Genomic DNA, 19,581 nt, shown 5'->3' with positions numbered 1-19,581 from the left:
TTCATCCATGGCCGTCTCGCCTGCGCTCGACATCACCATCTCGCGCTTCTTCGCGGCATCGCCGGAGCGGGTCTTCGCGCAGTGGCTCGACGCCGACGCGCTGATCGACTGGTTCGCCCCCGACACCTATATCGGCCTGTCCGCCGAGGCCGACCCGCGCGTCGGCGGCCGCTGGCGGGTCGACTATCGTTCCGAGACCGGCCACCGCTTCAGCGAGCACGGCGAATTCCTGGACATCGTGCCGGCGCAGCGCCTGGTATTGAGCCTTTTCCAGACATTCGACAGCGTGGCGCGGGAGACCACCGTGATCGTGACCTTCGAGCCGCGCGACGGTGGCACGCTCATGCACTTCCGCCAGACCGGCCTCGACGATCCGGCCTGGCGCGACGGCGTCGCCGAGGGCTGGGTCGGCTGTCTCGACAAGCTCGGCATGCGGCTGGCCGCTGAGGCGGCGCAGAGGCGCGGCGAAGCGGAGATCCGGTCACTGTTCGACGCGTGGTTCGACGCATCCGCGCGCAAGGACCTCGATGCGGCCATGGCCCCGGTGGCCGAGACCGTCGTGGCCTATGAGCATTCGCCGCCGCTCGCGGTGCGCGGTCCCGCCGCGCTGCGCGAGGAATGCCGCCGCGGCTTCGCCCTGGCCGGGCCGGAATTTCGCTGGGACATTCCCGACCTGCAGGTCATCGTGCGCGGCGACATCGCCGTCACGTGGGGCCTCAATCGCATGACCGATCTTGCCGACGGCGGGGTCAAGAGCCGGATGTGGTCGCGCGGCACCCGCGTGTTCCAGCGCATCGGCGGCTGCTGGCGGATGATCCACCAGCACGTCTCCTTTCCGGCCGATCCGGAGACTGGCGCGGTCCGGATCGATCTCGCACCGTGACGGCCGGCACCGGTCCGGAGGCGCGTCTCAGGCGAGCGCCACCGCCGCGTGGCTATGCCTGTCGACCAGGACCTTGCGCAGCTTTTCCAGCGCCCGGTTCTCGATCTGCCGCACCCTTTCCTTGGAAATGCCGAAGCGATCGCCGAGGCTTTCGAGGGTTGCGCCGTCGTCGTTCAGCCGGCGCTCGCTGAGGATCTTCAGCTCGCGCTCGGACAGGATGCCGAGCGCGGCCCTGAGCCAGCGCGCCCGCCGCTCGCCGTCGATGGCCTCGCCCACCTGCTCGTCCGGCAGCGGCGCGCGGTCGACCAGGAAGTCCATGCGCTCCGCGCCCGGCTCGTTGTCGCTGTCGTGGCTCGCCGCGTTGAGCGACATTTCCGGATTCGACAGGCGTGCGTCCATCAGCGCCACATCCGCCTCCGAGACGCCGACCGCAACGGCGATCTCGCGGTGCATCGCCGTGCGCGCGGTGGTGGCATCCATGGTCTGCGACAGCCGGGCCCGCAGCCGGCGCAGATTGAAGAACAGCGCCTTCTGGTTGGACGAGGTGCCGCCGCGCACGATCGACCAGTTGCGCAGCACATAGTCCTGCAGCGCGGCCCGGACCCACCAGGTCGCATAGGTGGAGAAACGCACGTCGCGTTCGGGCTCGAAGCGCGAGGCGGCTTCCAGGAGCCCGACATGTCCCTCCTGGATGAGATCGGCCATGGGCAGGCCGTAGTGCCGGAACCGGTGCGCGAGGGCGATGGCGAGGCGCATATGGGCCTGGGTCAGGCGGTGCAGCGCGACCTCGTCGCGGTCCTCCTTCCAGCGCAGCGCGAGCTGGTGCTCTTCCTCGCGCTGCAGGAACGGCGCATCCCGTGCAGCCCTGATCAGCCCGCGCCGAAGCCGCGACCCCTGGTCCATGACGTCCTCCCCCTGGCAGCGCCGCGGCGGGTTTGCCCGCTCTCCGGCTGCCTAGGAGAAATGCGTATGCGATCTCGGCCGGAATCTCCAGGCTGGTGAAGGGGTTACCGGATTATTGCGACATTCTGCCGCATTCGCGGCAGACGACCAAGCGAGGCTCCGGACACGCAAAAGCCCGGCGCGCGGGCCGGGCTTTCGCTGTGTCGGATCCGTACCTGCAGCCGGGACGGCGTCGGGTCAGGCGGCCTCGACCTCGGCCTCGTCGGCATCGTCGAGATCCTCGGCCTTGGCCGCGCCACGGCGCGGGCCCTTGGCGAGCTGGGCCTCGATCTGCTTGATCGCCTCGGCCTCGCCGATGCGCTCGACGGCGGCGAGCTCGCGGGCCATGCGGTCCAGGGCCTGCTCGTAGAGCTGGCGCTCGGAATAGGACTGCTCGGGCTGTGTGTCGGAGCGATAGAGGTCGCGCACGACTTCGGAAATGGCGATCAGGTCGCCGGAATTGATCTTCGCTTCGTATTCCTGAGCGCGGCGGGACCACATGGTGCGCTTGATCCGGGCCCGACCCTTGAGCACATCGAGCGCCTTGGCCATCACGTCGGCGTCGGCGAGCTTGCGCATGCCGACCTGCGCGATCTTGGCGGTCGGGACACGCAACGTCATCTTGTCCTTCTCGAAGGTGATGACGAACAGCTCGAGCTTGAAGCCGGCAATATCCTGTTCCTCGATGGACACGATCTGCCCGACCCCGTGGGACGGATAGACGATATACTCATTCGTCTTGAAGCCCTGACGGGTCTGCGCGTTCTTCTTTGTGGTCATTCTGCGCCTTACTCCTCGCCGGCCACGTGGGGCCGCTGGTGACGCCGGACCGACGGCGGACCACCGCCGGCAGCCGGTCCACACGGCCCGACGGGCCGGTGGTGGTTCGCGCCAAAAGCCCTGCGCAATCCCCAGGAGGATCCGCCCCGGCTCTTGACCTTAGTCGACGACAAAAATAAGTCCCACGGCACGGTGAAAACCCGGGAAATGGGTTTCATCGCGTCGTTTCCTCGGAGTTTTCCGAAAAAAGGCGCCTCGCAAAAAGCGAGCGCACGGGCTTGACCGTTGTTTTGATCGACTGTGTCAGGACAATATCACAATTTTCGCCGAAATCAAAGGCTTAAGCGCCGGCCCCCTGGCAGGGCCGGTAACATGACCGTTGATTCGTCCACCGCGACGGCGGCGCGAATGGGTCAGTCGCCCTGTCCCGGTTCGGGCGACAACAGCGCTTCCTTGCCGGGTTTTCCGTCCCAATCCTTGGCATCCGCAGGCGACTCGCGCTTCTGCGTGATGTTCGGCCACTTGGCCGCGAAATCGGCATTGATGCCGAGCCATTTTTCGAGGCCGGCTTCGGTATCCGGCTTGATCGCCTCGGCCGGGCATTCCGGCTCGCAGACGCCGCAGTCGATGCACTCGTCCGGATGGATCACGAGAAAATTTTCGCCTTCGTAGAAGCAGTCGACGGGACAGACTTCCACGCAGTCCATGTATTTGCACTTGATGCAATTCTCGGTGACCACATAGGTCATGGACAGGCTCCGGCGTGTCGCGACAGGCGACCCTGGCGGATTACCAGATCAGAACGTTCGTATGCAAGCGAACCCGTGCCCGCGGGCATGGCAGTCTTGCCGTTTCCCCTGTCCCGCACGATCTATGGTCCGTCGCAACCCACGGGGAATTTTGATGAACTACGCCAAGACCGCCATGCTTCTGGCCGCCATGACCGCCCTGTTCATGGGCCTCGGCTTCCTGATCGGCGGCAGCACCGGCATGGTCATCGCACTCGTCGTCGCGGCCGCCATGAACTTCTGGAGCTATTGGGGCTCCGACCGCGCCGTGCTCAGCATGTATGGCGCGCAGGAGGTCGACCAGAACTCGGCGCCTGAGCTCTATGCCATGGTCCAGGGCCTGGCCGAGCGCGCCGGCCTGCCGATGCCGCGCGTCTACCTCATCCACGAAGACCAGCCGAACGCCTTCGCCACCGGCCGCAACCCGGAAAACGCCGCCGTCGCGGTCAATACCGGCCTGCTCAACCGGCTGACGCGCGAGGAAGTCGCCGGCGTCGTCGCGCACGAGCTCGCCCATATCAAGAACCGCGACACGCTGACCATGACGGTGACCGCAACCCTTGCCGGCGCGGTCTCGATGCTGGCCAATTTCGCCGCCTTCGCCGGCTCGTCGAACGACAACCGCCATCCAGTCGGCCTGATCGGCTCGATCGCCATGATGATCCTTGCGCCGCTCGCCGCCTCGATCGTGCAGATGGCCATTTCGCGCTCGCGCGAATATGAGGCGGACCGGCTGGGCGCGGAAATCTCCGGCAACCCGATGGCCCTCGCCTCGGCGCTCGCCCGGATCGCCGGCGCTCACGAGGAGGTCAACGTCACCGCCGAGCGCAATCCGCAGACCGCGCACATGTTCATCATCAACCCGCTCAGCGGCCAGCGGATGGACAACCTGTTCTCGACCCATCCGGACACCGGCAACCGTATCGCCGCGCTGCAGCAGCTCGCCGCCGCCTGGGGCCAGATGCAGAGCGCACCGCCGCAGCGAATGCCCTGGGGCGGCGGCCGGCGCGCCGGCCCCTGGGGCTGAGGCGGCAAGCCCTCTCGAAAGCGAAGCGGCCGGGATCCTGCAGGGATCCCGGCCGCGGCTTTTCCGACGGACCGCCGGCCGCCTTCAGGCCGCCCGGAGGTTCTGGACGAATTCGGCCACCTCGGCCTTCAGCTCCGCCGCCTTCTCGGTGAGGTTGGACGACAGGCTCATCAACTGGGTCGAGGCCGCGCCGGTCATTTCGGCGGCCCGGCCGACGCCGTTGATGTTGCCGGTCACCGCTTCCGTGCCCTGCGCGGCGCGCTGGGTGTTGGAGGCGATCTCCTGGGTTGCCGCGCCCTGTTCCTCGACCGAACCGGCAACGCTGGTCGAGATCGACCGGATCGAGGCGATCGTACCGACGATCCGCTCGATCGAGCCGACGGTGCGCTGCGTCGCCTGCTGGATCTCGGTGATCTTGGCGCTGATCTCGTTGGTCGCCCGGCCGGTCTGCGCGGCGAGCTGCTTGACCTCGCTCGCCACCACCGCGAAGCCCTTGCCGGCTTCGCCGGCGCGCGCGGCCTCGATCGTCGCGTTCAGCGCGAGCAGGTTCGTCTGGCCGGCGATCGTGTTGATCAGCTCGATCACCTGGCCGATCTTCTCGGCCGCCTCTGACAGGGCGCGGATGTCGTTCTCGGTCCGCGCGGCCTCGTCAGCCGCCGTATTGGCGATATCGGCGGACTGGTTGACCTTCGCCGCGATCTCCTGGACGGACGCCGCCATTTCCTCGGTCGACACCGCCACGGTCTGGACGTTGAGCGAGGCGCGCTCGGCCGCGCCGGAAACGGCGGTCGCCTGGCGCGAGGTCTCCTCGGCGGTCGCCGCGAGATTGCGGGCCGAATCCTCGAGCTCGCCCGACGACTGCGAGAAGCTCTCCGCAAGCGCGCCGAGCTTGGCCTGGAAGGCGTCGGCGATGGCGTTGCGCTCGCTCACCAGGCGCACGGCGGCGCGCTTTTCCGCCTCGGCCTGTTCCTCGCGCAGCCGCTCGGTCTCGGCGAGGCCGTCGCGGAACACCACAAGGGCGCGCGCCATGTCGCCGATCTCGTTCTGCGTCTTGGCATTGGGAATGGTGGTGTCGAGCCGGCCGCCGGCAACCGCCTGCATCGCGCCGGTCAGGCGGCCGAGCGGATTGGTCACGCCGAGAATGACGAAGGCCGCCGCGCCGAGCCCGAGCAGGAGGCCGATGCCGCCGAGAAGCAGGGTCTGAAAATGCGCGCTGTCATAGGTCGCGATGCTCTGGGCGTATTGCGCCTCGCTGCCCTTGGCATTGAATTCGAGCGACCTGTCGGTTGCCGCGATCAGTTCGTCGAACAGCTTGACCGCGCCGGCGACGAGGCCCGCCGCCTCTTCCTCGCGGCCGGCCCGCGCCGCCGAGACGATCCGGTCGGAATTGGCCTTGTATTGCGCCCAGCTAGCCTTGATCCGCTCATAGAGCGCCCGCTCCTCGGCATTGGCCAGCATGGCTTCGTAGCGGGTGAAGGCCGTCGCGATCTCGCTTGCCACCTGCTCGCGGAACTTCTCGAGCTCGGCGGTCTGGCCGCCGGCGCCGGCGCCGGCGAGCCGCAGTTCGGCGACGCGGGTGCGAGCGAACAGATATTTGATCACGCCGAGGGTGCGCACGCTCGGCAGCCAGTTGGTCGCCATTTCCTTGACGTCGTCATTGACCGCGGCGAGCCGCGAGGTCGCCGACCAGCCTTGGATCCCCGATACGCCGATCAACAGGAGAAGGGTGGCGATCAACACCGCTTTGACTGGGATTCTCATTCTGGGAAAACATCCTGTTGATTGCCGGGGATCGGCATGGCTTTGGATTTAGATATTTCCCGTAAAAGCATGGTTAAATTTGCCTGAGCACAACCTACGGGTTTGTCCTGGTTTTGTGGCGAGGCGAGGCCGCCGGACGCTGCCGTCCGGCGCGGCCCCTTGCGGCGCTCCGAGCCGCCGCCTAAACCGCCGCGATGACCAAACGCACCTTCCGACCGGCAGGCCGCCGGCCAAGCCCGAAGCAGGCGCCCGTGCCGGGCCTTGCCGCGCGCCGGCGCGCCTGCGAACTGGTCGAGGCCGTGCTGCTGCGGCGTCGGCCGCTCGACGAGGTGCTGGACGAGCCGACCGAGCTCGATGCCGCCGACCGCGCCCTGGTGCGCAAGATCGCCGCGACCACGCTGCGCCGGCTCGGCACGATCGACCGGCTGCTCGACAGCCGGCTCGCCAAGGGTCTGCCGGACGGCCTGCCGCGGCTGCGGACCGTGCTGCGCACCGGCGCGTGCCAGGTGCTGTTCCTTGATCTTGCGGACTATGCCGCCGTCGACATCGCCGTGCGCCTCGTCGAAGCCGACCGCAAGGCCCGCGGCTTTGCCGGCCTGACCAATGCCGTGCTGCGCGGCCTTGCCCGCGACCGGACGCTGATCCTCGGCCAGATCGACCCGCTCGATGACCTGCCCGCCTGGCTGCGCCAGCGCTGGATCGCCGCCTATGGCGAGGCCGAGACGCGTGCGATCGCGGCCATCCAGGCGGTCGAGCCACCCCTCGACCTGACCGTCAAGGCGGATGCCGAGGGCTGGGCCCGCCGGCTCGGCGGCACGACGACGCCGACCGGCTCCGTACGCCTCGTCGATGCCGGCCAGGTGACGGCCCTCGATGGTTTCAGCGAGGGCGCATGGTGGGTCCAGGATGCCGCCGCCGCGCTGCCGGCCCGTCTGCTCGGCGACGTTGCCGGCCGCCGCGTCGCCGACCTCTGCGCCGCCCCCGGCGGCAAGACCGCGCAGCTCGCGGCGGCCGGAGCCGCGGTCACCGCGGTCGACCGCTCGGCGCGGCGGCTCGAGCGGCTCGCGGCCAATATGGACCGGCTCGGCCTTGCGGTGGCCGTCGAGGCGACCGATGCCTTGACCCTCGCCGGTACGTTCGACGCGGTGCTGCTCGATGCCCCCTGCAGCGCCACCGGCACGGTGCGCGGCCATCCGGACGTCATGCACCTCAAGTCGACGGCCGATGTCGAAGGCCTCGCCCGCATGCAGGCGAGGCTGCTCGACCGGCTCGGCGACCTGCTCGTGCCGGGCGGCAGGGCGGTCTATTGCACCTGCTCGCTGGAACCGGAGGAAGGCGAACGGCAGATTGCCGGCCTCCTCGGCCGCGACGCCCGGATGGCGGTCGATCCGATCCGGCCCGACGAGTTCGCCGGCCTTGCCCCCTTCGTCACCCCCGACGGCTTCCTGCGCACCCTGCCCTCGGCCTGGAGCCATGCCGAGCCGGCGCGCGCCGGGCTCGATGGCTTTTTCGCCGCGCGGCTGATCCGGCGGCCGGACTGACCGCCGGGTGCTTGCCACGGCCCCTCTCGCAGTGCAGGGAATGTTCCGTTATGGTGCCGCCCGCTTCGTCCCCAAGAGGCCCTGCATTGACCGCTTTCCCGTCCCGCCGAACCGCTCTCGTCCTTGCCGTTTCGGGCGCGCTGGCGCTCGGCGCCTGCGGCCGCCGCGGCAATCTCGAACTGCCGGGGCCGACGCCGTCGACGATCGGCGGGCCGACGCCGCCGAATCTGCCGCCGCGCGCCGACGCCTCGATCGATCCCGCCAATCCGGCTGCACGCCAGCCGGGCGGCGCTGCGCCTGCGGGCGCCCCCCGCCGCGACTATGACCCCTATCGCCCGATCGGCCAGCGGCCGATACTGCCCTCGGGCCAGTTCGTTCTCGACCCGCTCTTGTAAGCCATGCACCACTTCGCCTACCGGGCCGGCGTCATGCACGCCGAGGATGTCGCGCTCGACCGGATCGCCGGCGAGGTGGGCACGCCGTTCTATTGCTATGCGACCGCGACGCTGGAGCGGCACTACCGGGTGTTCTCCGAGGCCTTTGCCGGGCTCGACACGCTCGTCTGCTATGCGATGAAGGCCAATTCCAACCAGGCGGTGATCAAGACCCTGGCCCGCCTCGGCGCCGGCATGGACGTGGTCTCGGGTGGCGAGCTGAAGCGCGCCCTGGCGGCCGGCGTGCCGGGCGAGCGCATCATGTTCTCGGGGGTCGGCAAGACGCGCGAGGAGCACCGGGCGGCGCTCGAGGCCAACGTCTTCTGCATCAATGTCGAGAGCGAGCCGGAAGTGCTGCAGCTCTCGGAGGTGGCGACCGCGCTCGGCGCGACCGCCCATATCTCGTTCCGCGTCAATCCCGACGTCGATGCCCGCACCCACGCCAAGATCTCGACGGGCAAGAGCGACAACAAGTTCGGCATTCCGATCTCGACCGCGCGCGAGGTCTATGCCCGCACCGCCAGGCTGCCCGGCATTCACATTGCCGGCATCGACATGCATATCGGCTCGCAGATCACCGAGCTCGCGCCCTTCGACGATGCCTTCGCCCTGCTCACCGATTTCGTCGGCCAGCTGCGCGCCGACGGGCATCGCATCGACCATGTCGACGTCGGCGGCGGCCTCGGCATCCCCTACAAGGACGACAACGAGCCGCCGCCCGACCCGGCCCGCTATGCCGAGGTGGTCAAGCGCCACACGGCGGGCCTCGGCGCCAAGGTGATCTTCGAGCCGGGCCGGATGATCGTCGGCAATGCCGGCGTGCTGGTCACCCGCGTCATCTATGTGAAGCAGGGCGAGAACCGCACCTTCGTCGTGGTGGACGCGGCGATGAACGACCTGATCCGGCCGACGCTGTATGATGCCTATCACGAGATCAAGCCGGTGCGGGAGGCCGCCGCCGGCGCGCCGCGCGCCAAGGTCGACGTGGTCGGTCCGGTCTGCGAGAGCGGCGACTTCCTGGCGCTCGACCGCAAGCTGACCGCGGTGAAGCCGGGCGATCTCCTGGCGGTGATGTCGGCCGGCGCCTACGGCGCCGTGCAGTCCGGCACCTACAATACCCGCGCCCTGTCGCCCGAAGTGCTGGTCGCCGGCGCCGACTGGGCCGTCATCAGGCCGCGCGTCTCGGTCGAGGAGATCATCGCGCTCGACCGCCTGCCCGGCTGGCTGTGAGCCGGGACTGTCGGTAGGACATTGCCAAACGGCGGATTGACCTCGCGCCCCAAAAAGGCGTTGAACGAGGCGTTTCGCAGTTGCGAGGTGCCGCCATGCTACCGACCCGCCTGATCGAGGGCTACGCCGCCTTCCTGGACGGCCGTTTCCCGCGCGAGTCCGAAAGGTACGAGAAGCTCGCCAAGGAAGGCCAGCATCCGCAGACCATGGTGATCGGCTGTTGCGACAGCCGCGTCTCGCCCGAGGTCATCTTCGACGTCGGCCCGGGCGAACTCTTCGTGGTCCGCAACGTCGCCAATCTGGTGCCGCCCTACGCGCCCGACGAGAACTATCACGGCACCTCGGCCGCGCTCGAATTCGCGGTGATGGCGCTGCGCGTCACCGACATCGTCGTCCTCGGCCACGGCCGCTGCGGCGGCATCCGCGCCGCCGTCGCCGAAGATGCCGAGCCGCTGTCGCCGGGTGATTTCATCGGCAAGTGGATGGGCATGATCGCTCCGGCCATCACCGAGGCCGGCCCGCGCGGCAGCCTCTCCATGGACGATTATCTGAGGAAGCTCGAACACGCCTCGGTCGCGACCTCCCTGAAGAACCTGCGCACCTTCCCCTGCGTCCGGATCCTGGAGGAACGCGGCAAGCTGAAGCTGCACGGCGCCTTCTTCGGCGTCGCCACCGGCGTGCTCAGCGTGCTGGACGAGGCAACCGGCCTGTTCTCGCCTGCGCTCGACCGGCCGGGCAAAGTGTTCAGTTGCGAGAACGTCGCCTGAGCGGCTCGTCGCGGCGCCTTGCCCGCGGCTATCGTCATTCCAGGAGGCCGCGCAGAACGTGCGTTTCGGCGGGAGGGGGAGCAGCTTGTCGCTGCAAGTCCCGCTCGCCAGGAGGACCTCCGTGCACGGCGCACGTCCGTGCGGAGCCGATCAGCGCGAACGAGACCCAAAACGGCGGGCCCACGGCCCGCCGTTCGGTTATGTCCGGGAGCGAGCCCGGGGCTCAGGCCGCGGCCCTGGCCTTCGGCTGGATCAGCTTGCGGTTGGCCAGCACCTCGGCGATCTGCACCGCGTTCAGCGCCGCGCCCTTGCGCAGATTGTCCGAGACGCACCAGAAGGCGAGGCCGTTCTCGACGGTCGCGTCCTCGCGGATGCGCGAAATATAGGTCGCGTCCTCGCCGGCCGCCTCGATCGGGGTCGTGTAGCCGCCGGCCTCGCGCTTGTCGTCGACGAGGATGCCCGGAGCCGCGCGCAGGATCTCGCGCGCTTCGTCGGCCGTCACCGGCTGCTCGCATTCGATGTTGACGGCTTCCGAATGGCCGATGAAGACCGGCACGCGCACGCAGGTCGCGGTCAGCTTGATCTTGGGGTCGAGGATCTTCTTGGTCTCGACCGTCATCTTCCACTCTTCCTTGGTGAACCCGTCCTCCATGAAGACGTCGATATGCGGGATCACGTTGAAGGCGATGCGCTTCGAGAACTTCTGAACCTCGGGCTCCTTCAGGGAGTAGAGCCCCTTGGTCTGACGATCGAGCTCGTCCATGCCTTCCTTGCCGGCGCCCGACACCGACTGATACGTCGAGACGACCACGCGCTTGATGCCGAAGCGGTCGTGGAGCGGCTTCAGCGCCACCACGAGCTGGGCGGTCGAGCAGTTCGGATTGGCGATGATGTTGCGCTTGGTGAAGCCGGCGACGGCATCGGCATTCACTTCCGGAACGACCAGCGGCACGTCGGAATCGTAGCGGAACGCCGAGGAATTATCGATGACGACGCAGCCCTGCGCGCCGATCTTGGGCGACCATTCCTTCGACACCGAGCCGCCGGCCGACATCAGGCAGATATCCGTGTCGGAGAAGTCGTAGTTCTCCAGCGCCCTGACCTTCAGCGTCTTGTCGCCGAAGGACACTTCCTGGCCGACCGAGCGGCGCGAGGCGAGCGGCACGACCTCGGAGACCGGGAAACCGCGCTCCTCGAGGATGGCGAGCATTTCGCGGCCCACATTGCCCGTGGCACCGACGACGGCGACCTTGTAACCCATGATTTAAGCCCTTGAGTTTGAACTCTCCCCCAGGACCGGAACCCAGTTTTGCCTCGGGGTTCCGTTACGCCCATCTCCCCCGTCGGGGGAGCACCCGGAAGCGAGGACTAAGCGTCAGCCTGCCGTGCCGCTTTTGGCGGCCGGCGTGGTTTTCGTGCGTTTCGTCGTTGCAGCGAAAGCCATTGGCGATAAGGGGTCCTCGGCGGAAGCGCCGTAAGGCACGTCTCAAACATCAGGCGCGGTAAAAAGTCAATGCGAATGACGCGGCAAGGACTCAAAGCGGCGATAAGGCCCGCCGGCAGGCGCGAAATCGCACGAATGCCGCGGCCACGCCAAAGAGCCCCATGCCCCGCCGCATATTCGCCGGAAAACCCGTGTCATCACAGCGCCCCGGCCATAGCCCGCGCGACAAATCCGGGTTAGTGCCTAGTCCCTCGATGCCGCGCGCCGGGATCGTGCATGTTGATGGGTGATCAGATGGTCCAGACGCTGTCCCGACGCAACCTCCTGAGCCTTGCAGCCGCGGCCGGCATGGCGCCGGTTCTCGCCGCCGAGGCGCGCGCGGCCGCCACCGAGCTGAAATTCGGCCCGGCGCGGCCGTTCAGCTACGACGCCCTGAAGGCCATGGCGCGCGAGCGCGCGGCAAAGCCCTATGTCGCCCCGCCCCGGCCGAACCAGGAGATCGTCGCGCAGATCGACTACGACAATCACGGCAAGCTGCGCTTCAACAAGGACGTCGCGCTGTTCGGCACCGGGCCCGGCGCCTATCCGGTCACCTTCCAGCATGTCGGCCGCTATTTCCCGAAGACCGTGCGCATGTATTCGCTCGCCAACGGCCAGGCCCGCGAAGTGCTCTACGACCCGAACTATTTCACCATCGGACCGGAGCATCCCGCCGCCCGGCTCGCGCCGGAGCCGTCGGCCTTCGCCGGCCTCTGGCTGCAGGAAGCCCGCTCGCGCGACTGGAAGGCGGAGGAGCCCTGGGCGACCTGGCTCGGCGCCTCCTATTTCCGCGCCGTCGGCGAGCTCGGCCAGGTCGGCCTCTCCGCCCGCGGCATCGCGCTCGCCCCGGGCCAGGGCCCGGGACCCGAGGAATTCCCCGACTTCGTCGCCTTCTGGATCGAGGCCGCGGCCAACGAGGGCGACCCGGTCACCCTGTATGCCCTGCTCGACAGCCCTTCGCTCTCGGGGGCCTACCGGTTCCTGTGCCGGCGGACCAGCGGGGTCATCATGGATATCGACGCGTCGCTGAACTTCCGCGCCCGGGTCGGCCATCTCGGGGTTGCGCCGCTCACCTCCATGTACTGGTATTCGGAGACGACCACCTCGCGCGGCATCGACTGGCGGCCGGAGGTGCATGACAGCGACGGCCTGGCGATCTGGACCGGCACCGGGGAACGGATCTGGCGACCACTCAACAATCCGCCGCGGATCATGACGTCGAGCTTCGTCGACCGCGCGCCGCGCGGCTTCGGCCTGCTGCAGCGCGACCGCGAGTTCCTGCACTATCTCGACGGCGTCAAATACGAAAAGCGGCCGTCGGCCTGGGTCGAGCCGCTGGGCGATTGGGGCCGCGGCGCCGTGCAGATCGTGGAAATGCCGACAGACGACGAGATCCACGACAATATCGTCGCCATGTGGGTGCCCGAAGAGGCTGCCGAAGCCGGCGCCTCGCGCGACTACCGCTACCGGCTGTCCTGGCTGGCCGACGAACCGACGCCGACCCCGCTCGCCCGCGTGATGGCCACGCGCCTCGGCCGCGGCGGCCAGCCCGGCCAGCCGCGCCCGATCGGCGTGCAGAAGTTCCTCATCGAGTTCAAGGGCGGCCCGCTGGTCAACCTGCCGCGCGGCGCCCTGCCTGAACCCGTGCTCTGGGCCTCGCGCGGCAGCTTCGGCTCCTACCGGCACATCGAGGCCGTGCCGAACGACGTGCCCGGCCATTGGCGCGTCCAGTTCGACCTGCAGGTGCGGGACACCGAGCCGGTCGAAATGCGCTGCTATCTGAAGGTCGGCGACCAGGTCGCCTCGGAGACCTGGCTCTACCAGTATCTGCCGCCGGGCTGATTCTCCGGATCCCCGGCCGGGTGGCATGCGGCGGCCAAGGCTAGGCTGGAGGCGTCGGACGTCCTATCGTCCGCCCGACTCTATCCGCCATCCGTTCGAAGAGGATCGAAACGATGAAGACCCGCGCCGCCGTCGCCTGGGAAGCCGGCAAGCCCCTGTCCGTCGAGACGATCGAGATTGCCGGGCCGAAACCCGGCGAGGTGCTGGTCGAGGTGATGGCGACCGGCGTCTGCCATACCGACGCCTACACGCTGTCGGGCCTCGATTCGGAAGGCCGCTTCCCGGCCATTCTCGGCCACGAAGGGGCGGGCATCGTGCGCGAGGTGGGCGCCGGCGTCACCACGCTGAAGCCCGGAGACCACGTCATTCCGCTCTACACGCCGGAATGCCGGCAGTGCAAAACCTGCCTGTCGCAGCGCTCGAACCTGTGCACCGCGATCCGCGCCACCCAGGGCCGCGGCCTGATGCCGGACGAGACCACCCGCTTCACCTGCGACGGCGGCGAGGTGTTCCACTATATGGGTTGCTCGACTTTCGCCAATTTCACCGTGCTGCCGGAGATCGCGCTCGCCAAGGTGCGCGAGGACGCCCCCTTCGACAAGATCTGCTATATCGGCTGCGGCGTCACCACCGGCATCGGCGCGGTGATCTACACGGCCAAGGTCTGGCCAGGCGCCAATGTCGTGGTGTTCGGGCTCGGCGGCATCGGCCTCAACGTGATCCAGGCGGCGCGCATGGTCGGGGCCGACCGGATCATCGGCGTCGATCTCAACCCGAGCAAGCGCGCCATCGCCGAAAAGTTCGGCATGACCCATTTCGTCAATCCCGACGAGGTCGGCCGCGACAAGGTGGTCGAGGCGATCGTCGACCTGACCAAGGGCGGCGCCGACTTCTCGTTCGAATGTATCGGCAATGTCCATACCATGCGCCAGGCGCTGGAATGCTGCCATCGCGGCTGGGGCGAGAGCATCATCATCGGCGTCGCCCCGTCAGGCACGGAGATTTCCACCCGGCCCTTCCAGCTCGTCACCGGGCGGGTCTGGAAGGGCTCGGCCTTCGGCGGCGCGCGCGGCCGCACCGACGTGCCGAAAATCGTCGACTGGTACATGGAGGGCAAGATCGATATCGACAGCCTGATCACCCACACCATGCCGCTCGACGAGATCAACACCGCCTTCGACCTGATGCACGAGGGCAAATCGATCCGCTCGGTGGTCGTCTACTGACGGCGGCCGGCCTGGCCGGGTTCCGGCGCAGCGCCCCGCCTCGCGATCAGGTCGTCTCGCCGAAATCGAGATGGACCGGCAGCACGATGTCCCGCTCACGGAACTGATGCTCGGCGAACCTGTCGAGCAGGGCCTGTCCGGCGCGCTCGCCCAGCGCATAGGCGGGCGACATCACGGTCGTGATCAGCGGCCGCGCATAGCGCCGGGACTCGAAACCGTTGAACCCGGCAATGCGGACCTGATCGGGAACGGCGACGCCCCGCGCCTGAAGCAACAACATGGCGCCGATCGCCAGGCGGTCGTTGGCGCCGAAAATCGCCGCCGGCAGGGGCTGGCGGTCGAGATAGGCGGCAACGCTCGCCTGGACGCTGTCGAAATCTTCCGTCGCCGTGCGGATTGTGTCGACCGTCGCCTCGGGCGCGAGCCGTGCCGTCGCCTGGCAGAAGGCGGAGACCCGCGCCTCGATCGCCGCCCATTCGGTTTCCGGCCTGATCACCAGGTAGCGCGGAGGCCGGCGGGCGGCGAAATGATCGGCGAGAACCCGCGCGCCGCCGTCATCGTCCTGGCGCACCACGCAGATGTCCGGCGCCTCGGGCGCGCCGGTCTCCTGGATCAGCACCACCGGCTGGTCGAGCTTGATCAGGGTTTCGACGATCTCGCGCCGCCGGGCCGGCGGGCCGGACATGATCACGCAGAAACCGTCGACGGCGAAGTTCTGCACCACCATCGACTTGCTGAACTGGCGCGGCGGTATGCCCTGCACCATGAGGGTATGATTGTTGCGGCTGAGCACATTGCTCAGGCCCGCCACCACCTGCGCATTGAAGTGGTCGGAGAGGAAGCTGCGGGTCTCGTCGACGATGGCGATGCCGACCGAGCGCCGGTACGCGGTGCGCAAGCCCCGCGCGCTCTCCTGGACGCGATAGTTGAGCCGCGCGATCTCCTTCTCGACGAGCTTGCGTGTCGCCTCGCTGACGAACTGGTGCCGGCCGTTGATGACGTTCGACACCGTCATGGGCGAGACATTGGCGGCGGCCGCGACGTCCTTGACGGTGACGCGCCGGCGCCGGGGATCCCGATCCGCCGGCGTCATGACCGCCCCGCCGCCAAGTCGATCCGCTCGCCCGTCATGGCCACTGCGTTCTCCCGATCTTCGGCACGCCGCCGGTCCACGCCCCCGGAGGCCAGCGCCGCCGCGCACGTCGCATCTCTCCATGCCGGATCGGGCGCTCCCGCGCCAGCCGTGCCGCAGGCAGCGCTCTGCAGGCGCGTGCGTTGAAATAATTTAACGATACATGGCGGAGAGGCAAGGCCCACGCCGCAGCGCCACGCTTGATAAGCTGCAATCTCGCAGGGATTGCCATGCAAATCGAACATGCCTCGAGCGCTTGAAGCAGCCGATTGATCACATGTAACGTTAAATGCTCAAGACCCATGATCGGCACCGCGCGCGACGCCGCCCGCGACAGGAGGACGCTGTGATCGTCGACTGCCATGTGAACGTGTTCGACGCGGCGCAGACGCGGCCGCTGTTCCACAGCCTCACGCCGTCCTCGCGCCCGGGCGCGATGGGACTGGCGGCCGATCCCGACACGGTCCACAGCGCCATGGCCGGTGTCGACAAGGCGATCATCTTTTCGTTGCGCTACGGTGATTCGATCGGCGTCGACGGCGATGACGAGGTCACCGCGCGGGCCGTCGCCCGGTATCCGGACAAGTTCGTCGGCTTTGCCGCGGTCGACCCGCGCCGGCCGGACTATATGGACCTGCTCGTCCACGCGATCGAGGACCTGAAGCTGAAGGGCGTGAAGTTCGGTCCGATCTACAACGGCGTCTCGCTGCTCGATCCGCGCATGGTGCCGGTCTACGACTATCTGCAGAAGCACAATCTGCCGCTGACCATGCATATGGGCACGACCTTCGGCGCCAATGCACCGGTGCAGTACGGCCGTCCGCTCGATGTCGACACCATCGCCACGCGCTATCCCGACCTCAAGATGGTCATGGCCCATATGGGCCACCCCTGGTACGAGGAGTGCATCATCGTCGCGCGCAAGCAGCCGAACGTCTATTGCGAAGTGTCGGCGCTGTATTACCGGCCGTGGCAGTTCTACAATATCCTGGTCTGCGCCCAGGAATACTTGATCACCGAGCGCGACAAGATCTTCTGGGGAACCGATTTCCCCTGGAGCACGGTCGAGGAATCGATCGCCGGCCTGCGCGGCATCAACGACCAGGTCGAGGGTACGCGCCTGCCGCGTGTCGCCGCCACGACGATCGACCGGATCCTCCATTCCAACCCGTTCGAGCACTGGTGGCACGGCGGCTATCCCGGCTGATCCCGATCCGCCCGCCCCTGCCATCCCCTGCCCCCTTCAACCGTCCGTTCCGGACGACAGGACAGTCCATGCATCTCGTTCAATACCGCGAAACCGACCAGACCCGCCGCGTCGCCATCGTCGGAGACGACGGCCGGACCGTCACGCCGCTTGCCGGCTACGGCACCACCTACGATCTCGCGACGGCGGCGATCGCCAGCGGCCAAACGCTCGCGGCCTTCTGCGCGACGCTGACGCGCGGGGCGCCGGTCGACTATGACGACATCCTCGCCTCGGGCCGCATCCTGCCGCCGCTCGATCATCCCGAGCCGGCGCGCTTCCTGGTCACCGGCACCGGGCTCACCCATCTCGGCAGCGCCGATGCCCGCGACAAGATGCATGCTCTCGAGCATGGCGAGGACGCCGAGCTCTCCGATTCCATGAAGATCTTCCGCATGGGCATCGACGGCGGCAAGCCCGCCGAAGGCGAGGTCGGCGTCCAGCCCGAGTGGTTCTTCAAGGGTGTCGGCACCTGCATCGTGGCGCCGGAAGCGCCGCTCGAACTGCCGGCCTATGCGCTCGCCGGCGGCGAAGAGGCGGAAATCGTCGGGCTCTATCTCATCGGCCCCGACGGCACGCCCTGGCGCCTGGGTTTTGCCATGGGCAACGAGTTCTCCGACCAGGTGACCGAAGCGCTGAACTATCTCTACACGGCCCACTCCAAGCTGCGGCAATGTTCGATCGGCCCGGAGCTGCTGGTCGGCCCGCTGCCCGACCATGTCGAAGGCGTGGTGCGCATCCGGCGCGGCGACGCGACGCTCTGGGAAGGCGAGTTCCTCAGCGGCGAGCGCAACATGTCGCACTCGATCCGCAATCTCGAACATTACCATTTCCGGTACGACACGTTCCGCCGCCCGGGCGACCTGCACGCCTATTTCATGGGTGCCGCACTGCTCAGCTGCGCCCATGGCGTCACCGCGCAGGACGGCGATCGCTTCGAGATCGACGTGCCCGCCTTCGGCCGGCCGCTGCGCAACACGATGACCGCCGTCGCGGCGCCGCGCTTCACCGTGAAGTCGCTGTAGCGGCCGGACGCCGCCTCACCGCCACGAACCAGCAACAGACGCGGGCCGCCCCCTGCCGGCCGGCCGCGCGATCCCCGGGGGGAAACATGCAGCCATCGGCCTCAGAGCTCGAACAATCGACGATCCGCAAACTCGACCGCCGGATCATCTTCATTCCGTTCATCCTGGCGGTCGTGTCGTTCATCGACCGCGTCAACATCAGCTACGCCGCGCTGCAGATGAACAGCGAGCTCGGACTCACCGTCACGACTTTCGCCCTGGGGGCGGGAATTCTGTTCGTTGGCTACTGCCTGTTCGAAATTCCCAGCAATCTCGTGATGCAGAAGGTCGGCGCGCGCCGCTGGCTCGCCCGCATCGCCATCACCTGGGGCCTGGTCACCATGGGCATGGCCTTCGTCGGCGGCATCTGGTCGTTCTACACGCTGCGCTTCCTGCTCGGGGTGGCCGAGGCCGGCCTGTTTCCCGGCGTCTATCTCTACCTGACCTACTGGTATCCCGACGCGCATCGCGGCAAGGCCAATGCACTGTTCCTGACCTGCATTCCGATCGCGGTCATCGTCAGCGCGCCGCTGTCCGCCTGGCTCGTCAGCTTCGACAAGACCATCATGAATCTCTCGGGCTGGCAGTTGATGTTCCTCGTCGAGGGAGCGCCCGCCATCCTGCTCGGCTTCATCGTCCTCGCCTGCCTGCCGGACCGTCCGCGCGACGTCGCCTGGCTGAGCCCCGCCGAGAAGGCCTGGCTGACCGACACGCTCGAGCGCGAGGTGCGCGCCGCATCCAGCGAAGGGCGGCACGACTTTGGCTATGCCCTGCGCAGCCCGACCGTCTGGGGCTTCGTCATCGCCTATTTCTGCTATGCCTGCGGCTCCTATGGACTGACCCTGTTCCTGCCGCAGATCCTTGCCCAGCTGAAGTTCACGACACTGCAGACCGGCTTTGTCGGCGCCTTGCCCTATATTGCCGGCCTCATCGCGATGGTGGCGAACGGCAAGCATTCGGACGCGACCGGCGAGCGGCGCTGGCATTTCGCGCTGCCCATGCTGATCGCCGCCGCCGGCTTGTGGCTGGCCGGCATGACCATGGCCCAGCCGCAGCTGGCGCTGGTCTTCCTGACCGTCGCCGGGGCCGGGCTCTATGCCTCGCTCGCCGCCTTCTGGGCGCGCCCCATGGCCTTCCTGGTCGGCACGGCCGCCGCCGCCGGCATCGCCCTGATCAATTCGCTCGGCAATATCGGCGGCTTCGCCGGCCCCTACATGGTCGGCTATCTGAAATCGGCGACCGGCGACTATTCCGCCGGCCTGATCGTGCTGGCCGGCCTGCTGGCCGCCGGCGCCGTGATCTGGCTGCTGCTGCGGGACAGGCCGGCCCGGGCCTCCTGAGGCAGCGGGTCCGGCCGCGGACGCTACGCCGAAGCCGGCCGGCCCCGGCCTTGGACAACAGGGCCGGCGCGCCGAGCGCCGTCGCCGGAGGCAGA

17 protein-coding genes are annotated in these 19,581 nt (G+C 68.0%); 11 read left to right on the top strand and 6 right to left on the bottom strand.

The features are described 5' to 3' along the window. Positions 1-7 precede the first annotated feature (7 nt). Positions 8-883, top strand: coding sequence for an SRPBCC domain-containing protein (locus OZ671_RS23640; RefSeq protein ID WP_268863006.1), 876 nt, complete (start codon positions 8-10; stop codon positions 881-883). Between the two features lie 27 nt (positions 884-910). Here OZ671_RS23640 and OZ671_RS23635 read toward each other — a convergent pair whose 3' ends face one another. The 3 genes from OZ671_RS23635 to fdxA form a co-directional block, all read right to left on the bottom strand. Further along, positions 911-1,786, bottom strand: coding sequence for an RNA polymerase factor sigma-32 (locus tag OZ671_RS23635; RefSeq protein ID WP_268863005.1), 876 nt, complete (start codon positions 1,784-1,786; stop codon positions 911-913). Positions 1,787-2,023: 237 nt separating this feature from the next. Continuing rightward, positions 2,024-2,605, bottom strand: a complete 582-nt coding sequence (locus tag OZ671_RS23630; protein WP_268863004.1) for a CarD family transcriptional regulator — start codon at positions 2,603-2,605, stop codon at positions 2,024-2,026. 413 nt (positions 2,606-3,018) lie between these two features. Next, complete coding sequence (fdxA, locus tag OZ671_RS23625) at positions 3,019-3,354, bottom strand: ferredoxin FdxA (protein WP_038303371.1); 336 nt, start codon at positions 3,352-3,354, stop codon at positions 3,019-3,021. A gap of 154 nt (positions 3,355-3,508) precedes the next feature. Here fdxA and htpX point away from each other — a divergent pair, with 154 nt between their 5' ends. Beyond that, positions 3,509-4,420 (top strand): zinc metalloprotease HtpX, encoded by a 912-nt coding sequence (htpX, locus tag OZ671_RS23620; RefSeq protein ID WP_268863003.1) that lies wholly within the window; start codon positions 3,509-3,511, stop codon positions 4,418-4,420. A gap of 84 nt (positions 4,421-4,504) precedes the next feature. Here htpX and OZ671_RS23615 read toward each other — a convergent pair whose 3' ends face one another. After that, a complete protein-coding gene (locus OZ671_RS23615) occupies positions 4,505-6,181 on the bottom strand; it encodes a methyl-accepting chemotaxis protein (protein WP_268863002.1) in 1,677 nt (558 codons plus the stop codon). 194 nt (positions 6,182-6,375) lie between these two features. Here OZ671_RS23615 and OZ671_RS23610 point away from each other — a divergent pair, with 194 nt between their 5' ends. The 4 genes from OZ671_RS23610 (at position 6,376) to OZ671_RS23595 (ending at position 10,153) form a co-directional block, all read left to right on the top strand. Further along, positions 6,376-7,722, top strand: coding sequence for an RsmB/NOP family class I SAM-dependent RNA methyltransferase (locus OZ671_RS23610; protein WP_268863001.1), 1,347 nt, complete (start codon positions 6,376-6,378; stop codon positions 7,720-7,722). Between the two features lie 86 nt (positions 7,723-7,808). Beyond that, entirely contained in the window at positions 7,809-8,117 is a 309-nt protein-coding gene (gene lptM, locus OZ671_RS23605) for an LPS translocon maturation chaperone LptM (RefSeq protein ID WP_038303394.1), read from the top strand. A gap of 3 nt (positions 8,118-8,120) precedes the next feature. Continuing rightward, positions 8,121-9,386 (top strand): diaminopimelate decarboxylase, encoded by a 1,266-nt coding sequence (gene lysA / locus OZ671_RS23600; RefSeq protein WP_268863000.1) that lies wholly within the window; start codon positions 8,121-8,123, stop codon positions 9,384-9,386. A 95-nt stretch (positions 9,387-9,481) separates the two neighbouring features. Then, positions 9,482-10,153: a carbonic anhydrase gene (locus tag OZ671_RS23595; RefSeq protein WP_268862999.1), complete on the top strand. Its 672-nt coding sequence runs from the start codon at positions 9,482-9,484 to the stop codon at positions 10,151-10,153. A gap of 223 nt (positions 10,154-10,376) precedes the next feature. Here OZ671_RS23595 and OZ671_RS23590 read toward each other — a convergent pair whose 3' ends face one another. Beyond that, positions 10,377-11,414: an aspartate-semialdehyde dehydrogenase gene (locus tag OZ671_RS23590; protein WP_268862998.1), complete on the bottom strand. Its 1,038-nt coding sequence runs from the start codon at positions 11,412-11,414 to the stop codon at positions 10,377-10,379. A 459-nt stretch (positions 11,415-11,873) separates the two neighbouring features. Between OZ671_RS23590 and OZ671_RS23585 the strand changes: the two genes are divergently transcribed. Both OZ671_RS23585 and OZ671_RS23580 read left to right on the top strand, forming a co-directional pair. After that, positions 11,874-13,478 (top strand): glucan biosynthesis protein, encoded by a 1,605-nt coding sequence (locus OZ671_RS23585; protein ID WP_268862997.1) that lies wholly within the window; start codon positions 11,874-11,876, stop codon positions 13,476-13,478. 113 nt (positions 13,479-13,591) lie between these two features. After that, positions 13,592-14,704, top strand: a complete 1,113-nt coding sequence (locus tag OZ671_RS23580) for an S-(hydroxymethyl)glutathione dehydrogenase/class III alcohol dehydrogenase (RefSeq protein WP_268862996.1) — start codon at positions 13,592-13,594, stop codon at positions 14,702-14,704. A gap of 46 nt (positions 14,705-14,750) precedes the next feature. Here the strand turns inward: OZ671_RS23580 and OZ671_RS23575 are convergent, their stop codons facing one another. Beyond that, entirely contained in the window at positions 14,751-15,797 is a 1,047-nt protein-coding gene (locus OZ671_RS23575) for a LacI family DNA-binding transcriptional regulator (RefSeq protein WP_268862995.1), read from the bottom strand. A 385-nt stretch (positions 15,798-16,182) separates the two neighbouring features. Between OZ671_RS23575 and OZ671_RS23570 the strand changes: the two genes are divergently transcribed. From OZ671_RS23570 to OZ671_RS23560, 3 genes are all read left to right on the top strand, one after another. Further along, the gene (locus OZ671_RS23570; RefSeq protein WP_268862994.1) at positions 16,183-17,043 is read left to right on the top strand and encodes an amidohydrolase family protein; all 861 of its coding nucleotides are present in this window, start codon (positions 16,183-16,185) and stop codon (positions 17,041-17,043) included. A gap of 68 nt (positions 17,044-17,111) precedes the next feature. Next, a complete protein-coding gene (araD1, locus tag OZ671_RS23565; protein WP_268862993.1) occupies positions 17,112-18,107 on the top strand; it encodes an AraD1 family protein in 996 nt (331 codons plus the stop codon). 86 nt (positions 18,108-18,193) lie between these two features. Next, positions 18,194-19,486 carry an MFS transporter gene (locus OZ671_RS23560; RefSeq protein ID WP_268862992.1) on the top strand — a complete coding sequence of 431 codons (1,293 nt, stop codon included), beginning with the start codon at positions 18,194-18,196 and terminating at the stop codon, positions 19,484-19,486. Positions 19,487-19,581: the final 95 nt, after the last annotated feature.

Origin of the sequence: Phreatobacter sp. AB_2022a, assembly GCF_026847585.1 — a bacterium.
Classification (GTDB): Bacteria; Pseudomonadota; Alphaproteobacteria; order Rhizobiales; family Phreatobacteraceae; genus Phreatobacter.
This window is presented reverse-complemented; position numbering and strand designations above follow the sequence as displayed.